General features: G+C 59.5%; 12 protein-coding genes. 4 read left to right on the top strand and 8 right to left on the bottom strand.

Annotated features, from left to right (window positions below; genetic code table 11):
* Positions 1–19: 19 nt before the first annotated feature.
* Entirely contained in the window at positions 20–376 is a 357-nt protein-coding gene (locus K7H94_RS17065; protein ID WP_021508014.1) for a DUF2500 domain-containing protein, read from the bottom strand.
* A 162-nt stretch (positions 377–538) separates the two neighbouring features.
* Here K7H94_RS17065 and K7H94_RS17070 point away from each other — a divergent pair, with 162 nt between their 5' ends.
* Together K7H94_RS17070 and K7H94_RS17075 are read left to right on the top strand one after the other, a co-directional pair.
* Positions 539–1,168: a lysoplasmalogenase gene (locus tag K7H94_RS17070; RefSeq protein ID WP_021508015.1), complete on the top strand. Its 630-nt coding sequence runs from the start codon at positions 539–541 to the stop codon at positions 1,166–1,168.
* A 92-nt stretch (positions 1,169–1,260) separates the two neighbouring features.
* Complete coding sequence (locus K7H94_RS17075; protein ID WP_150059137.1) at positions 1,261–3,528, top strand: zinc/cadmium/mercury/lead-transporting ATPase; 2,268 nt, start codon at positions 1,261–1,263, stop codon at positions 3,526–3,528.
* A gap of 18 nt (positions 3,529–3,546) precedes the next feature.
* Here the strand turns inward: K7H94_RS17075 and tusA are convergent, their stop codons facing one another.
* A complete protein-coding gene (gene tusA, locus K7H94_RS17080; protein WP_021508017.1) occupies positions 3,547–3,798 on the bottom strand; it encodes a sulfurtransferase TusA in 252 nt (83 codons plus the stop codon).
* Positions 3,799–4,108: 310 nt separating this feature from the next.
* On the opposite strand from tusA, the gene K7H94_RS17085 reads away from it, so the two are divergent.
* On the top strand, positions 4,109–4,774 hold the full coding sequence (locus K7H94_RS17085; RefSeq protein WP_021508018.1) for a 7-cyano-7-deazaguanine/7-aminomethyl-7-deazaguanine transporter: 666 nt from the start codon (positions 4,109–4,111) through the stop codon (positions 4,772–4,774).
* Between the two features lie 115 nt (positions 4,775–4,889).
* Entirely contained in the window at positions 4,890–5,447 is a 558-nt protein-coding gene (locus K7H94_RS17090) for a DcrB family lipoprotein (RefSeq protein WP_059009882.1), read from the top strand.
* Positions 5,448–5,531: 84 nt separating this feature from the next.
* On the opposite strand, the gene glgP is transcribed toward K7H94_RS17090, so the two are convergent.
* The 6 genes from glgP to asd all read right to left on the bottom strand — a co-directional run bounded on the left by glgP (position 5,532) and on the right by asd (position 16,433).
* Complete coding sequence (gene glgP, locus K7H94_RS17095; RefSeq protein WP_222951390.1) at positions 5,532–7,979, bottom strand: glycogen phosphorylase; 2,448 nt, start codon at positions 7,977–7,979, stop codon at positions 5,532–5,534.
* A 21-nt stretch (positions 7,980–8,000) separates the two neighbouring features.
* A complete protein-coding gene (glgA, locus tag K7H94_RS17100; protein ID WP_058757589.1) occupies positions 8,001–9,434 on the bottom strand; it encodes a glycogen synthase GlgA in 1,434 nt (477 codons plus the stop codon).
* 62 nt (positions 9,435–9,496) lie between these two features.
* Positions 9,497–10,789: a glucose-1-phosphate adenylyltransferase gene (gene glgC, locus K7H94_RS17105; RefSeq protein ID WP_058757590.1), complete on the bottom strand. Its 1,293-nt coding sequence runs from the start codon at positions 10,787–10,789 to the stop codon at positions 9,497–9,499.
* Positions 10,790–10,799: 10 nt separating this feature from the next.
* Positions 10,800–12,779, bottom strand: coding sequence for a glycogen debranching protein GlgX (glgX, locus tag K7H94_RS17110; RefSeq protein WP_222951391.1), 1,980 nt, complete (start codon positions 12,777–12,779; stop codon positions 10,800–10,802).
* Positions 12,779–14,965: a 1,4-alpha-glucan branching enzyme gene (gene glgB, locus K7H94_RS17115; protein ID WP_058757592.1), complete on the bottom strand. Its 2,187-nt coding sequence runs from the start codon at positions 14,963–14,965 to the stop codon at positions 12,779–12,781. The genes glgX and glgB overlap by 1 nt, the downstream gene beginning before the upstream one ends.
* A 358-nt stretch (positions 14,966–15,323) precedes the next feature.
* Positions 15,324–16,433: an aspartate-semialdehyde dehydrogenase gene (gene asd, locus K7H94_RS17120; RefSeq protein ID WP_031279794.1), complete on the bottom strand. Its 1,110-nt coding sequence runs from the start codon at positions 16,431–16,433 to the stop codon at positions 15,324–15,326.
* Positions 16,434–16,456 lie beyond the last annotated feature (23 nt).

The raw sequence follows: 16,456 nt of genomic DNA on the forward strand, positions 1-16,456 counted from the left end.
GCCCCGTGCGCTTTAGTGCCTATTGCGCCGGGGTAAAGCTGACAAAGCGCGTGCCCTGCATTTTCAGCTCGCCCTTTACGCCTTTGTCCATCTGGTGATAATCGCTGGCGCTGACGTTGACCTTAAAATCACCGGCGCCGTTCAGCGGATGGAACCAGGCTTCATACTTCATCTCTTCCGCCACAATCTCTTCGCGTTGACGCGAACGGCGATTGGGGGCCGGAAACTCTCGCTTGGTTTTCACTTCCACACTCATTGAGCGCACCGGTGAAGCGTCGTTGACCGCGGCTTCACGGCGCTGCTTGATAAACTGACGGGTTGCCAGGATGGCAATTACAGCCAGGACGATAAAAAAGATTAGCGGTGGTTTGCTCATGTTTTCTCTCGCACTTTACGTCGGGGGTTAACAGATAAAAGACGCCAAAGCATACAACCAGAGTTGCCCGATTGTCACATTTGCCGCCAGTAACTTAAACTGAGATCGCGATTTTGGGAAAATTCATCAATGTGGGCGACACGTTCACAAAAGGGAGAAAAAATGCTTTGGTCTTTCCTTGCAGTCCTTTTTTCCGGTTGGCTGTATGTCGATGCCTCCTACCGCGGCCCGCAGTGGCAGCGCTGGCTGTTCAAACCCGTTACGCTGCTGTTGCTGGTTGCCTGGGCGTGGCAGGCTCCCACGCTTAACACCACCGACTACCTGATTCTGGCTGGCCTGGTCGCTACGCTGGTGGGCGATGCGTTAACCCTGCTGCCGCGTCAGCAGATGCTGTATGCGCTCGGCGCCTTTTTCCTTTCGCATCTGCTGTACACCATCAGCTTTGCCGCGCACATGACCATGAGCTTCTTCTGGCCAATTCCACTCACCTTCCTGGTGATTGGTATCATCGTGATCGCCATTATCTGGTCAAAACTGGATACGCTGCGCTGGCCGATCTGTACGCTGATTGGCATGACGCTGGTGATGAACTGGATGGCGGCGGAAAATTACTTCTTCCGTCCGACCGATTACAGCTTCTCGCTGCTGGTGGGTGCCGTGCTGCTGTTGCTGGCTAACATCGTGTGGTTTATCTCGCACTATCGCCGTCGCTTCAGCGCTGACAGCGCCATCGTTGCCGCCTGCTACTTCGCCGGTCACTTCATGATTGTGCGTTCACTGTGGCTGTACTGAAAAAAGTGACCTCATCGCTTGACTCTGGAGTCCACTCCAGAGTGTAGCATGCAGACTGCGGGCATCGGCCCGCTTCTGCAACCGGAGGTCACATGCATCAACATGCCCACTCTTGCCGCTGTGGCAAATCACACCGTCAGCCAAAACCGCTATGTGCGGTACGCAGCGTTCAGCCTGCATCCCTGAAGATTTCTGCCGCACAGCCGGTGGCCGCGTCCAGTGATTGCGGCTGCTGCACCAGCGATGACGACAGTCCCGGCGGCGGCGACGCCGACAGCGACAGGCGCGCGTCCGCGCCCTATCAGTTCCGCTGGCAGATTGCCGGCATGGACTGCCCGAGCTGCGCCCGCAAAATCGAAACCGCCGTGCAAAAGCTGCCGCAGGTCGCCAGCGCGCGGGTGATATTCGCCAGTGAAAATCTGCTGGTTGAGGCGCACAGCGATATTCGTCCGGCTATCGAACAGGCCGTTAACCACGCCGGCTTTAGCCTGAAATCCACTGAGAACCCCGCACCGGCGGCGCGCCGCTGGCGCGATAATGCCTCGCTCATACTGCTCACGCTGTTGATGATCGCCAGCTGGCTGCTGAGCCAGCTCACGCCGCTGTGGGGCGATCGCCTGTTTGTGCTTACCACGCTGGTCGGTCTGGTGCCGGTAGCCCGCAGCGCGTGGCAGGCCATACGGAGCGGCTCACCGTTCAGCATTGAAACCCTGATGACCCTCGCCGCCGCGGGCGCGCTGGTGATTGGCGCCCACGCCGAAGCTGCCATGGTGCTGCTGCTGTTCCAGCTGGGAGAACGGCTGGAAGCCTATGCCGCCGCGCGGGCGCGCCGTGGCGTCACCGCGCTGATGGCGCTGCGTCCGGACACCGCCACGCGCGTCAATGGCACACAGCGTGAGCAGGTGGCACTGGCGGCGCTCCAGCCCGGTGATGTGATTGAAGTAGCGGCAGGCGGTCGTCTGCCCGCCGATGCCGAGCTGCTGCACGCCAGCGCCAGCTTTGATGAAAGTGCGCTGACCGGCGAATCGCTACCGGTGGCCCATCAGCCGGGCGATGCCGTGATGGCAGGTGCCACCAGCGTGGATCGGCTGGTGACGCTGCGCGTGACCTCACAGCCGGGCCACAGCGCTATCGACCGCATTCTGCAGCTGATAGAAGAAGCTGAAAGTCACCGCGCGCCGGTGGAGCGTTTTATCGATCGCTTCAGCCGCCTCTACACGCCGGCCATCATGCTGCTGGCACTGCTGGTGATGGTGCTGCCGCCGCTGCTCGGATTAGGCGCCTGGCTGCCGTGGATCTACAAAGGGCTGACGCTGCTGCTGATTGGCTGTCCGTGCGCGCTGGTGATCTCCACGCCTGCCGCTATCACTTCCGGCCTGGCGGCGGCGGCTCGCCAGGGCGCGCTGATTAAAGGCGGCGCGGCGCTCGAACGCCTCAGCCGGGTGCAGGCGCTGGCGTTTGATAAAACCGGCACCCTGACCGCCGGTAAACCGCAGGTTACCGACGTGCAGCCGTTTGGCGCGGATGCACAGCAACAGCTGCTCAGCCTCGCGGCCGCTATTGAGCAGGGCTCCGGCCATCCGCTGGCGCGGGCGATAGTCGCGGAAGCGCAGCGCCAGCAGCAGGTGATTCCACCGGCGCAGCATCAGCAAACGCTGGCCGGCAGCGGCATTCGCGCACAAATCGACGGCGTGATGCATCAACTGCTGGCACCGCGTGATGCGGCGGCGCTGAGTGACGCGCAGCAGCAGCAGATTGCGCAGCTGGAGGCACAGGGCAAAACCGTGGTGGTGCTGTTGCGCGAAGCACAGCCGCTCGGGCTGCTGGCGCTGCAGGATTTGCTGCGCGAGGAGGCCCGCAGTGCGCTGGCGGCGCTGCAGGCGCTGGGAATTCGCAGCGTGATGCTGACCGGCGATAATCCGCGCGCCGCCGCCGCGATTGCCGCCGAACTCGGCATCAGCTATCGCGCCGGTCTGTTGCCTGCGGATAAGGTAGCCGCCGTGCGTGAACTGGGCGAGCAGCAGCCGCTGGCGATGGTCGGCGATGGCATCAACGATGCGCCAGCCATGAAGGCCGCGACGCTGGGGATTGCCATGGGCAGCGGCACCGATGTGGCGCTGGAAGCGGCCGATGCGGCTCTGACGCAGAATAACCTGGCGATTCTGCCGCGCACCGTGCAGCTGGCACGCCGCACGCGCGCCATTATCCGTCAGAATATTGCGCTGGCGCTGGGGCTGAAGGCGATTTTCCTCGTCACCACGCTGCTCGGCTTTACCGGCCTGTGGCTGGCGGTGCTGGCCGATTCCGGTGCCACCGCGCTGGTCACCGCCAACGCGCTGCGCCTGCTGCGTCAGCGCTGAGGCGGGCGGATGCCGCGATCAGGCATCCGCGCCTTTCTGGATCAAATACTGGTACGGCAGGCTCTCGGTCTGCTGTGCCAGCAGCTGATGCTCCATAAAGCGGCAGAAGCCGGGAATATCACGCGTGGTCGCCGGATCGTCGGCGATGATCAGCAACGTTTCGCCCGCCTGCATGGTACGCACGGTTTTGCGCACCATCATCACCGGCTCCGGGCAACGCAGCCCAAGCGCATCAAGCGTATGGTCCGCAGCGGAAAAAGGATCGCTCATGATTCTCTGTCTTTATTCAGGGTGGGCGCTCATTCTAACGCGCTACAGCGCGCGCGCAAGGCGAGAACGATTGCGTTAAAATTAACCATTGCATTTGTTGCGCAACACGCTAAGATGCCGTCCGATTTTTTATTAAGCAATACCAGACATCCCCAGGATCGTTGGCTTTTCTGCAAGGCGGCAAGTGCGCGTATCCCCGGGAGCTTACTAAAGTAAGTGACCGGGGTACGCAAGCGCGGCCAACGCAGCAAAAATGCCAACGATGAAGGGGATTGGGTTCCCTCACCCCATTTTTAAAAAAAAGGCCTTTATGATCAACTTCTCTGCTCGTCAGCGTATGCATGCGCTATTCTGGCTGTCGCTGTTTCACCTGCTGGTGATTACCTCCAGTAACTATCTGGTGCAGCTGCCGGTCGCGATTTTCGGTTTCCACACCACCTGGGGTGCGTTTAGCTTCCCGTTTATTTTTCTCGCCACCGATCTCACCGTGCGTATTTTTGGCGCACCGCTGGCACGGCGCATTATCCTTGCGGTGATGATTCCGGCGCTGTTTATCTCCTACATCGTGTCGTGCGTGTTTTATCAGGGCGCGTGGCAGGGCTGGGCCTCGCTGCAGGAGGTCAATCTGTTCGTGGCGCGTATCGCCTGCGCCAGCTTTATGGCCTATGCGCTGGGGCAGATCCTTGATGTGCACGTGTTTAACCGCCTGCGTAAACTGCCGCAGTGGTGGATTGCGCCTGCCTGTGCCATGTTCCTCGGCAATATCAGCGATACGCTGGCCTTCTTCTTTATCGCCTTTTATAAGAGTCCGGACCCGTTCATGGCCAGCCACTGGGTGGAGATCGCACTGGTGGATTACAGCTTCAAAGTGCTGATCTGCATGGTTTTCTTCCTGCCTGCTTACGGTGTTTTGCTCAATGCGGCACTTAAGCGCCTGGCGGAACGTTCGGCTCAGCGCCAGATGAATTTCGGCTAATTGAACGTAGACGAAACGCCACGGCACGCTAAGATTTCCTGACAAAGCGCTGATTGCTTTTAAGCACCGATTCCGTTTTGATAACGGCTGATGGAAACCTTACGAAGGGATAAGAATGCGTAACTTAGTGAAATATGCGGGCATCGGCCTGCTGGTGTTAGGCCTGGCGGCGTGTGATCAGAAGAAAGACGACACGGCGGCAAACAGCAACGGCGCCAGCGCCAGTCAGTCAGCACAGACGGTAAACCTGATGGACGGTAAGCTGAGTTTCAGCCTGCCAGCAGGCATGTCAGATAAGAGCGGCAAGCTGGGTTCGGAATCCACCAATATGCACGTGTATGCTGATGAAACCGGCCAGCGCGCAATTATCGTGATTGCAGGCGATCCGACCAGTGAAGCACTGGATGCGCTGGCTCAGCGTCTGGAGCAGCAGCAGCGCAACCGCGATCCGCAGCTGCAGGTGGTGTCGAATAAAGCGGTGACGCTGAAAGATCAGCCGGCACAGCAGCTGGATACGGTGATTTCCGCCAACAATCAGACCTCCTGGTCCTCGGTTATTCTGGCGAAGGTGGACGGTAAACTGCTGACGCTGCAGATCACCCTGCCCGCCGACAATCAGCAGCAGGCGCAGAGCGATGCCGATGCGATTGTGAAGAGCATTACTCTGAAGTAAGTTCGCACCAACGGTAGCGGCGCGATTTATCGCGCGTTGTTAAAAACCGCGCAATAAATTGCGCCGCTACAGAATGTGCCTCGTTTACAACCTCACCGGCGAAATATGCCAGATCTCATCCGCGTACTCCTGAATGGTACGGTCGGCGGAGAAATACCCCATATTGGCGATGTTCAGCGCCGCACGCCGCTGCCACTCTTCCGGTTGGCGATAAAGCTTATCCACCTTATCCTGGGTATCCACGTAACTGCGGTAATCCGCCAGCAGCTGATAATGATCGCCAAAGTTGACCAGCGCGTCGAACAGGTTACGGTAGCGTCCCGGCTCCTGCGGGCTGAAGACGCCGCTGGCGATTTGCGTCAGCGCCTGGTGCAGTTCCGCATCCTCTTCATAGTATTTGCGCGGGTTATAGCCCTCAATGCGCAGCTTCTCCACCTGCGGCGTGGTGTTGCCGAAGATAAAGAAATTCTCTGCGCCGACGTGCTCGCGCATCTCCACGTTGGCCCCGTCCAGCGTACCGATGGTCAGCGCGCCGTTTAGCGCAAATTTCATGTTACTGGTGCCGGAAGCTTCGGTGCCGGCGGTAGAGATCTGCTCGGAGAGATCCGCCGCCGGAATGATGATCTGCGCCAGGCTGACGCCGTAGTTAGGGATAAACACCACCTTCAGCTTGTTCTTCACCTGCGGATCGTTGTTGATCACGTTGGCGACATCGTTGATCAGGTGAATGATGTGCTTGGCGACGTAATAGGCCGACGCCGCTTTCCCGGCGAAGATATTGACGCGCGGCACCCACTCTGCGGTCGGATCGGCTTTGATGCGGTTGTAACGCGTGATGACGTGCAGCACGTTCAGGAGCTGACGTTTGTATTCGTGAATACGCTTGATCTGCACGTCGAACAGCGCCTGCGGATCCAGCACGATATCCATATTCTTCGCCACCCACTCCGCGAGGCGCTTCTTGTTGGCGAACTTGGCATCGGCGATCTGTTCAATAAACGCCGGATAGTCAATGTGCGGCACCAGCTCGCTCAGCTGAGCCAGATCGGTACGCCAGGTGCGGCCAATGGCGTCATCCAGCACTTCTGACAAGGCCGGGTTGGCCAGCGCCAGCCAGCGGCGCGGCGTCACGCCGTTGGTTTTATTGCAGAAGCGCCCCGGGAACAGACGGGCAAAATCGGCGAACAGCGACTGCACCATCAGATTAGAGTGCAGCTCCGACACGCCGTTAACTTTGTGGCTAACCACCACCGCCAGCCACGCCATGCGGATGCGGCGACCATCGTTTTCGTCGATGATCGAGATGCGCGCCATCAGATCCCAGTCGTCCGGATAGTAGTCCTGAATGGTCTTCAGGAAGTAGTCATTGATTTCGAAGATGATGCTGAGGTGACGCGGCAGGATCTTGCCGATCATGTCCACCGGCCAGGTCTCCAGCGCTTCGCTCATCAGCGTATGGTTGGTGTACGAGAACACCTGGCAGGTGACTTCAAAGGCGTCGTCCCAGGTAAACTTGTGCTCATCAATCAGCAGACGCATCAGCTCAGGAATCGCCAGCACCGGATGGGTATCGTTGAGGTGGATGGCAATTTTGTCGGCCAGGTTGTCCCAGGTTTCATGCATCTGCCAGTGGCGATTGAGGATATCCTGCACCGTGGCAGAGACGAGAAAATACTCCTGGCGCAGACGCAGCTCGCGCCCGGAGTAGGTCGAGTCGTCGGGATAGAGCACGCGCGACACGTTCTCCGAGTGGTTTTTATCTTCCACCGCCGCGAAGTAGTCGCCCTGATTGAACTTGCCGAGGTTAATTTCGTTACTGGCCTGCGCGCCCCACAGCCGCAGCGTGTTGGTGGCATCGGTGTCGAAGCCAGGGATGATTTGATCGTAGGCCATCGCCACGATCTCTTCGGTCTCAACCCAGCGCACCCGGCTGCCTTCATGCTGCAACCGCCCGCCAAAACGCACTTTGTAACGGGTGTTAAAGCGCTGGAACTCCCACGGATTGCCGTACTCCAGCCAGTAATCCGGCGATTCACGCTGCTGGCCGTCAACAATGTTCTGTTTGAACATGCCGTAATCGTAGCGAATACCGTAGCCGCGTCCGGGCAGGCCCAGCGTGGCCAGCGAGTCGAGGAAGCAGGCCGCCAGCCGGCCAAGACCGCCGTTGCCGAGCCCGGGATCGTTCTCTTCTTCCATCAGCTCGCTGAGGTCGAGTCCCATCTCATCCAGCGCCTGATTGAGATCGTCATAGATGCCCATCGCCAGCAAGGCATTGCCCAGCGTGCGCCCCATCAGAAACTCCATCGACAGGTAATAAACCTGGCGCACATCCTGCGACAGCTGCGCACGGCTGGAGCGCAGCCAGCGCTCCACCATGCGATCGCGTACCGCCAGCAGCGCGGCGTTCAGCCACTCATGCTTGTTGGCGATCGACGGATCTTTACCAATGGTAAACATCAGCTTATAGGCGATTGAGTGCTTGAGGGCGTCAACCGTCAGCGTGGGTGAGGCATAGGTGAAAGGTGCGTTCATATGCGGTATCCCAATCTCTCATTACAGCAAGCGTTGATAAAGATCGCGGTAGGCTTGTGCTGCCACCTGCCAACTAAAATCCATCCCCATCGCCTGGCGCTGAACATAACGCCAGAGTGAAGGACGGGACCATAAAACAAAAGCACGACGAATCGCGCGCAGCAGTGACCAGGCATTGCTGTCTTCGAAGCTGAAGCCGCTGGCTACGCCGTCGGCGAGGTTTTCCAGCGAGCTGTCCTGTACGGTATCCGCCAGTCCACCGGTGCGCCTGACCAGCGGCAGCGTGCCATATTTCAGGCCGTACAACTGCGTCAGACCGCACGGTTCGAAACGGCTGGGCACCATAATGACGTCCGCGCCACCGACAATGCGGTGCGAGAACGCTTCGTGATAACCAATTTGCACGCCGACGCTGCCCGGATGCTCAGCAGCTGCGGCGAGGAAGCCCTGCTGCAGTTCCGCATCGCCCTGGCCCAGCAGCACCAGTTGCCCGCCCTGTGCCAGCAGTCCCGGCAGTGCTTCCAGCACCAGATCCAGCCCTTTCTGTTTGGTTAAACGGCTGATAACGCAGAACACCGGCACTTTGTCATCAACCTTCAGCCCCATGGCAATCTGCAGCTGACGTTTATTCTCCGCTTTGCTCTCCAGCGTGTCGCGGTCGTAGCGGGCGGTGAGCAGCAGGTCGTGTGCCGGATCCCAGATGCCGGGATCGACGCCGTTGAGAATTCCGCTCAGCCGTCCTTCGCGCAGCCGCTGCTCCAGCAGCGCTTCCATGCCGTAGCCAAACTCCGGCCGGGTGATCTCCAGCGCATAGGTCGGGCTGACGGCAGTTATATGATCGGCATAAAACAGGCCGGCCTTTAGATAAGAAATCTGGCCGTAGAATTCCAGCCCGTGCATTTCAAAATAGGCGCGCGGGATCTGGATTTCGTCCAGATGCCGCGCGGAAAACAGCCCCTGATACGCCAGGTTATGCACGGTAAACACCGTTTTCGCCGGACGTCCGCGTGCGGCGATATAGGCCGGAGCCAGACCGGCGTGCCAGTCGTGCGCGTGCACAATGTCCGGCTGCCAGTAAGTATCCAGCCCGCTGGCAAGCTCAGCCGCCATCCAGCCGAGCAGCGCAAAGCGCAGGTAGTTATCGACATAGGCAAACTGCGACGTATCGTGGTACGGGCTGCCGGGACGATCGTACAGTCCCGGCGCATCTATCAAATATATCCCCACGCCGTTGAAGGGCCCAAACAGCAAGCGGACCGGCCCGGCAAAGGTTTGCAGCTCCGCCACCACTTCGGTATCAGGAATCCCTTTACGCAGATCCGGAAACGCCGGAATCAGCACCCGCGTGTCCATACCTTCGGCAATTTGTGCCTGAGGCAATGCGCCGACGACATCAGCCAGTCCGCCGGTTTTTAGCAGCGGGAAAAGCTCTGAACAGACATGTAAAACCTGCATCCTGAACCCCTATTGTGTTATCGCCCGCGTTCCACGCGGCAATGTTCTTTGCCTTTCGTCACTTACTGACCCGCAGCGGCCAATTTGGCCAGCATGGCGCGCGTCACCAGTACGATGCCCTCTTCTGAACGGTAAAAACGGCGACTATCCTCATCCGGATTTTCGCCAATCACCATGCCTTCCGGAATGACGCAGGCACGGTCTATGACGCAGCGACGCAAACGGCACGATCGCCCGATAACCACATCGGGCAGCAGCACCGCCGAATCAATATTGCAAAACGAGTTAACGCGCACGCGCGGGAACAGCACCGAATTCACCACCACCGAGCCGGAAATAATGCAGCCGCCGGAGACCAGCGAGTTCATGGTCATGCCGTGACTGCCGGATCGATCCTGGACAAATTTGGCCGGCGGCAGCGGCTCCATGTGGGTACGAATCGGCCATTCGTGGTCATACATATCGAGTTCGGGCGTCACCGAGGCCAGATCGAGGTTGGCGCGCCAGTAAGCTTCCAGCGTACCGACGTCGCGCCAGTAAGGTTCCGCGTTTTCGTCGTTCTGTACGCACGACAGCGTGAAGGAGTGCGCGTAGGCTTCGCCGCTGGCGACGATCTTCGGCAGCAGATCTTTACCGAAATCGTGGCTTGAGTCGGCGATCTGCAAATCCTCCTCCAGCAGCTCATAGAGGTAATCGGCGTTGAACACGTAAATGCCCATGCTGGCCAGCGCTTTGCTGTCGTCGCCCGGCATGGACGGCGGCTGCGCCGGTTTCTCAACGAAATCGATTACATTGTTGTCCGCATCGACTGCCATCACGCCAAACGCGGTGGCCTCATGCAGCGGTACGGGCAGACAGGCGATGGTGCACTTGGCGCCACGATCGGCGTGGTCGAGCAGCATGCGCGAGTAATCCATTTTGTAGATGTGATCCCCGGCGAGAATCACGATGTACTGCGCGTTATAGCGGCGAATGATGTCGAGATTCTGCGTGACCGCATCGGCGGTACCGCGATACCAGTGTTCGGTCGAGGCGCGCTGCTGCGCCGGCAGCAGATCGACAAACTCATTCATCTCTTCGTTGAACAATGACCAGCCGCGCTGAATGTGCTGCGTCAGCGTATGTGACTGATATTGGGTGATGACGCCGATGCGCCGAATCCCGGAGTTGATACAGTTGGAGAGCGCAAAGTCGATGATGCGGAACTTGCCGCCGAAGTGCACGGCAGGCTTGGCGCGTTTGGCGGTAAGATCTTTCAGGCGCGTACCGCGCCCGCCAGCAAGGATCAGGGCAACCGTCTGTGTAGGGAGCTGGCGCGCCAGCATCAGGGGGTCGTTTCTATCTAATTTCACCATGTCTGACTCCTTATGATTGCTTTAGGAACACACACACGCCGTGTGCGGGCCCGTGCCAGACAGTTGTCAGGATGGGGTTATCTTCCCCGGCGAAAGGAGGAATGGCTCGCCATTCTCCGTCTGGTAAGGCAAGGTCACTCACCGAATCCGTGGCGTTTATCGTTAGTAACCAGCGGCCGGAGAGCAGGATCTGCAGTCTGTGCATCCCCTGTTCCCACTCATCCCTTTCCAGTGGTTTGCCGCTGGCATTCAACCACTGCACGTTACCATCGCCCTCCTGCCACCAGCTGTCCTGCGTCAGCGCGGGAATATGCTGACGCAGCCGGATTAACGCGGCAGTGAAGTCGACCAGTCCAAAATCATCCTGTTGCCAGTTCAGCCAGGTGAGTGGGTTATCCTGACAGTACGCATTATTGTTGCCGTGCTGGCTGTGACCGCGTTCGTCACCGGCCAGCAGCATCGGCGTGCCCTGCGCCAGCAGCAGCGTGGTCAGCAATGCGTGCACGCTGCGCCGCCGCCGCTCGACCACATCGAAGTTGCCCTGCAGCCCTTCAAAACCATGGTTATGGCTGAAATTACTGCTGCTGCCGTCGCGATTATCTTCGCCGTTGGCCCGATTATGCTTCTGGTTATAACTCACCACGTCACGCAGCGTGAAGCCGTCGTGCGCGGTGATCAGATTAATGCTGGCGTGCGGCAGACGCGCCGCGCGCTGAAATACATCGCTGGAGCCGGCAAAGCGGCGGGCAAAATCACCGTTACTCAACTCACCGTGCAGCCAGTAGCGGCGCGCCGTATCGCGAAAGTGGTCGTTCCATTCGGCGAAGCCGGGCGGAAAGTTGCCCACCTGATAGCCGCCGGGCCCGATATCCCAGGGTTCAGCGATCAGCTTCACCTGCGACAGCACCGGACAGGCCTGCATGGCCACAAACAGCGGTGCATCCTGGCGATAATCCGGCGTGCGCCCGAGCACGCTGGCCAGATCGAAACGAAAGCCGTCAACGTGGCAGGTTTGCACCCAGTAACGCAGCGCGCCCAGCGCCCAGTCAAGCACCTGCGGATCGCTGAGGTTCAGCGTATTACCGCAGCCGGTCCAGTTGTGATATTCACCGTTATCGCCCAGCCAGTAATAGCTGGCGTTGTCGACGCCGCGCAGCGACAGTGTCGGGCCAATCTCTTCCAGCTCGGCGCTGTGGTTGAACACCACGTCCAGAATCACTTCAATGCCCGCCGCGTGCAGCGCTTTTACCGCCTGCTGAAACTCCTGCAGCGGCGTCTGGCCCGCTTCACCCGCCGCGTAATGCGGATGCAGCGCCCACAGCGCAAACGGGTTATAGCCCCAGTAGTTGCTCAGGCCGAGCCGTTGCAGGCGCGGTTCGCTGGCAAACGCGGCTATCGGCAGCAACTCCAGCGCGGTGATACCCAGCCGGCGCAGATAGCTCACCATAGCAGGATGCCCCAGCGCCGCATATGTCCCGCGTAGCCTTTCCGGAATTTCCGGATGCTGCTGCGTCAGGCCGCGTACGTGTGCCTCGTAAATCACCGTCTTGCCCCACGGCGTGCGCGGCGCACAATCGTCCTGCCAGTCAAAATCGTCGGCGATCACCAGCGATTTGGGCGCAACGCCAGCGCTGTCGGCATCATCCTGCTGCCACTCTCCACCCAGCAGGCGCGCGTCGTCTGGCACCGCGCCGCATACCGCTTTGGCACAGGGATCGACCAGCAGTTTGGCCGGATTGAAACGATGACCGCGCTCTGGCTGCCACGGCCCATGCACGCGGTAGCCATAGCGCTGGCCCGGCTTTAGCGCCGGAACATAGCCATGCCAGATGTCACCGCTGCGCGCCGGCAGAGGAAAACGCTGCTCACTCCCCTGTTCATCAAACAGGCACAGCTCCACCCGCTCCGCGTGGCGCGAGAACAGCGTAAAGTTGACGCCGCGCCCGTCATAATGGGCACCCGGCGGTACCGGCTGGCCCGGCTGGAGCATCAATCGCCCTCCCGCACCAGCCACAGCGTGGCGAGCGGCGGCAGCGTCAGGCTTAGCGACTGCGCGCGCCCGTGGCTGGCGATGTCATCGGTATGGACGATACCGTGATTACGCAGATCGCTGCCGTGATAATCATGCTGATCGGTGTTCAGCACTTCGCGCCAGCCGCCGCGCTGATTCACGCCGAAGCGATAGTTGTGGCGCGGCACCGGCGTAAAGTTACTGGCGACAATCAGTTCGTTGCCCTCGCGGTCGCGGCGCACAAACACAAAGACCGAGTTTTCGTGATCGTCGACCACCAGCCACTCGAAGCCGCTGGCATCGAAATCGAGCTGATAGAGCGGCGAAAAGTGGCGATAGCTGTGGTTTAGGTCACGTACCAGTCGCTGCACGCCGTGGTGCCAGTTATCCAGTCCCTCCAGCAGATGCCAGTCGAGGCTGGTGTCGTGGTTCCACTCGCGTCCCTGAGCGAATTCATTGCCCATAAACTGCAGTTTTTTGCCGGGAAAGCCCCACATCCAGCCGTAATAGGCGCGCAGGTTGGCAAACTTCTGCCAGGTATCACCCGGCATGCGGTCGAGGATCGACTTTTTGCCGTGGACCACTTCGTCGTGCGACAGCGGCAGCACAAAGTTTTCCGTGTAGTTGTACAGCATGCCGAAGGTCATCAGCTGATGATGGTAGCGGCGATGCACCGGATCGAGCTTCATGTAGTCGAGGGTGTCGTGCATCCAGCCGAGGTTCCATTTGAACCAGAAGCCCAGGCCGCCATCCTCGGATGGCCGCGTCACGCCGGGATAATCGGTAGACTCTTCCGCCACGCTGATGCTGCCGGGCGCAGCACGGCCCAGCGTGCGGTTGGTATGGCGCAGGAAGGCGATGGCTTCGAGATTTTCACGGCCGCCAAACTGGTTAGGTACCCACTCCCCCTCTTTGCGGCTGTAGTCGCGATAGATCATCGACGCCACCGCATCGACGCGCAGGCCATCAATGCCGAAGCGCTCCATCCAGTACAGCGCATTGCCGGAGAGATAGTTGCTGACCTCGCGCCGGCCAAAGTTGTAGATCAGCGTATTCCAGTCCTGATGGTAGCCTTCGCGCGGATCGCTGTGCTCGTACAGCTCGGTACCGTCGAATTTGGCGAGGCCAAAATCGTCGCTGGGGAAATGGCCCGGCACCCAGTCGAGCAGCACGTTGAGACCCGCCTCGTGGGCAGCGGCGATAAAGTGACGAAACTCATCGCGCGTGCCGAAGCGGCGCGTCGGCGCGTACATGCCGAGCGGCTGATAGCCCCAGCTGCCGTCGAACGGATGCTCGTTGATCGGTAACAGCTCGATATGGGTAAAGCCCATCTCTTTGACATAGGGCACCAGCTGTTCGGCCAGCTCTTTGTAACTCAACCAGAAATTGTTGTCGGTGTGACGACGCCACGAACCGAGATGCACCTCGTAGATGGAGATCGGCTGGTCAAAGCCGTTGGCAATTTTGCGCTGTGGCTGCATCTCCAGCTTCGGCGGCAGGCCGCAGATCATCGAGGCGGTCTGCGGGCGCATTTGCGCCTCGAAGGCGAACGGATCGGCTTTGATGCGCATCTGACCGTGCGCATCAATGATCTCGAATTTATACAGCTGGCCGTTAACCGCGCCGGGGACAAACAGCTCCCAGATGCCGAGTTCGCGGCGGAAACGCATCGGATGGCGGCGACCATCCCAGAAGTTAAACTCGCCCACCACCGAAACGCGCTGCGCGTTCGGGGCCCAGACGGCGAAGCGCGTGCCGGCGACGCCATCAATGGTGGTGCCGTGCGCGCCGAGCGTTTCATACGGCCGCAGGTGCGTGCCTTCGGCCAGAAGCCAGGCATCCATCTCCGCCAGCAACGGGCCAAAGCGGTAGGCATCGTCGATCAGGTTTTGCTGGCCGTGCCAGTTGACTGCCAGCTGGTAGCGAAACAGGTTTTTACGGCGCGGGATCACGCCGCTGAAGAAGCCGCGCGAATCAAGACATTTAAGCTGGGCGCATTTGCGGCCGGTGTTGGTTTCAATCACCCAGACTTCGGATGCATCCGGTAACAGCGCACGCACTTCAAGACCTTGTGTGGTCTGGTGCATCCCCAGTACTGAGAAGGGGTCGGCATAATTCCCGGCGAAAAGGGCATTGATCGCATGGCGATCGGGAAGCTCTGACATGACTTTCTTCCTATGATTTTTTGCGCAGGCGACCGGAGAGACAGGATTGTCGCTATAGGTGCGCTGCTTTTCATGAGCCATACATACAGCAGCAAGGAAGGACACCCTCCGTGGGAAAGATCCTGGCCGTGTACAACAACTATTCCATTCGCAAAGTAAAAACAGTTAACAACCGGCACATCACTGTTAAATCATAGCTTGGGGTTGGCAGAAGCCAGGGTGGAACGCAAAAAATTGTTATCGGGCGAGCAAAAAGGGGAAGCTGATCACTTGTCGGGCGCAATTTGGGTTAAGTTTTGCACTCCCGTGGAAAGAAAAAAGGCCGGGAAACCCCGGCCTGTCTGGATTCGCGCTGCGCTTAGTCGATCAGCAAACGCAGCATGCGACGCAGCGGTTCGGCAGCGCCCCACAGTAACTGATCGCCGACGGTGAAGGCCGACAGATACTCCGGCCCCATGTTCAGCTTACGCAGACGGCCCACCGGCGTGGTCAGCGTACCGGTCACCGCAGCAGGCGTCAGTTCACGCATGGTGATGTCGCGATCGTTCGGCACCACTTTCACCCACTCGTTGTGCGCGGCCAGCAGCTGTTCGATTTCGTTCAGCGGCACATCTTTCTTCAGCTTCAACGTGAACGCCTGGCTGTGGCAGCGCAGCGCGCCGACGCGCACGCACAGGCCATCGACCGGAATGGTGTGACGGGTCGAGAGAATTTTGTTGGTCTCCGCCTGGCCTTTCCACTCTTCGCGGCTCTGGCCGTTGTCCAGCTGCTTGTCGATCCACGGGATCAGGCTGCCGGCCAGCGGTACGCCGAAGTTGTCGGTCGGCAGCGTGCCGGAACGGGTAAAATCAGTCACGCTGCGCTCGATGTCGAGAATGGCGGAGGCCGGGTTTTGCAGCGAAGTCGCAACGTGGTCGTGCAGCATGCCCATCTGGGTCAGCAGTTCGCGCATATGGCGCGCGCCGCCGCCGGAGGCCGCCTGATACGTCGCGACGGAGGCCCACTCGACCAGGTCGTTAGCGAACAGTCCGCCCAGCGACATCAGCATCAGGCTGACGGTGCAGTTACCGCCGACAAAAGTTTTGATGCCGCTGTCGAGGCCCTGACGAATCACCTGATGGTTGACCGGATCAAGAATAATGATGGCGTCATCTTTCATACGCAGCGTGGAGGCCGCATCAATCCAGTAGCCCTGCCAGCCGCTCTCGCGCAGCTTCGGGTAGACTTCACTGGTATAATCGCCGCCCTGGCAGGTAATGATGATATCCAGCGCCTTCAGCGCCTCAATATCAAACGCATCCTGCAGCGCACCGGTCGACTTACCGCCAAACGTCGGCGCAGCCTGACCCAGTTGCGAAGTGGAGAAGAAGACCGGATTGATCACATCGAAATCGCGTTCTTCGCTCATACGTGACATCAGCACAGAGCCGACCATGCCACGCCAACCAACAAAACCTACATTCTTCATTTTCTGTCCGTCTCAGGAACTCG

It is taken from the genome of Pantoea dispersa, assembly GCF_019890955.1.
Classification (GTDB): domain Bacteria; phylum Pseudomonadota; class Gammaproteobacteria; order Enterobacterales; family Enterobacteriaceae; genus Pantoea; species Pantoea dispersa.

Coding starts and splice junctions, on each gene's coding strand:
- tusA (WP_021508017.1), bottom strand. CDS start 3,798: ATGAGCGATCCTTTTTCCGCTGCGGACCATACGCTTGATGCGCTTGGG.
- glgB (WP_058757592.1), bottom strand. CDS start 14,965: ATGTCAGAGCTTCCCGATCGCCATGCGATCAATGCCCTTTTCGCCGGG.
- K7H94_RS17085 (WP_021508018.1), top strand. CDS start 4,109: ATGATCAACTTCTCTGCTCGTCAGCGTATGCATGCGCTATTCTGGCTG.
- K7H94_RS17070 (WP_021508015.1), top strand. CDS start 539: ATGCTTTGGTCTTTCCTTGCAGTCCTTTTTTCCGGTTGGCTGTATGTC.
- glgA (WP_058757589.1), bottom strand. CDS start 9,434: ATGCAGGTTTTACATGTCTGTTCAGAGCTTTTCCCGCTGCTAAAAACC.
- glgP (WP_222951390.1), bottom strand. CDS start 7,979: ATGAACGCACCTTTCACCTATGCCTCACCCACGCTGACGGTTGACGCC.
- K7H94_RS17090 (WP_059009882.1), top strand. CDS start 4,890: ATGCGTAACTTAGTGAAATATGCGGGCATCGGCCTGCTGGTGTTAGGC.
- asd (WP_031279794.1), bottom strand. CDS start 16,433: ATGAAGAATGTAGGTTTTGTTGGTTGGCGTGGCATGGTCGGCTCTGTG.
- glgX (WP_222951391.1), bottom strand. CDS start 12,779: ATGCTCCAGCCGGGCCAGCCGGTACCGCCGGGTGCCCATTATGACGGG.
- K7H94_RS17065 (WP_021508014.1), bottom strand. CDS start 376: ATGAGCAAACCACCGCTAATCTTTTTTATCGTCCTGGCTGTAATTGCC.
- glgC (WP_058757590.1), bottom strand. CDS start 10,789: ATGGTGAAATTAGATAGAAACGACCCCCTGATGCTGGCGCGCCAGCTC.
- K7H94_RS17075 (WP_150059137.1), top strand. CDS start 1,261: ATGCATCAACATGCCCACTCTTGCCGCTGTGGCAAATCACACCGTCAG.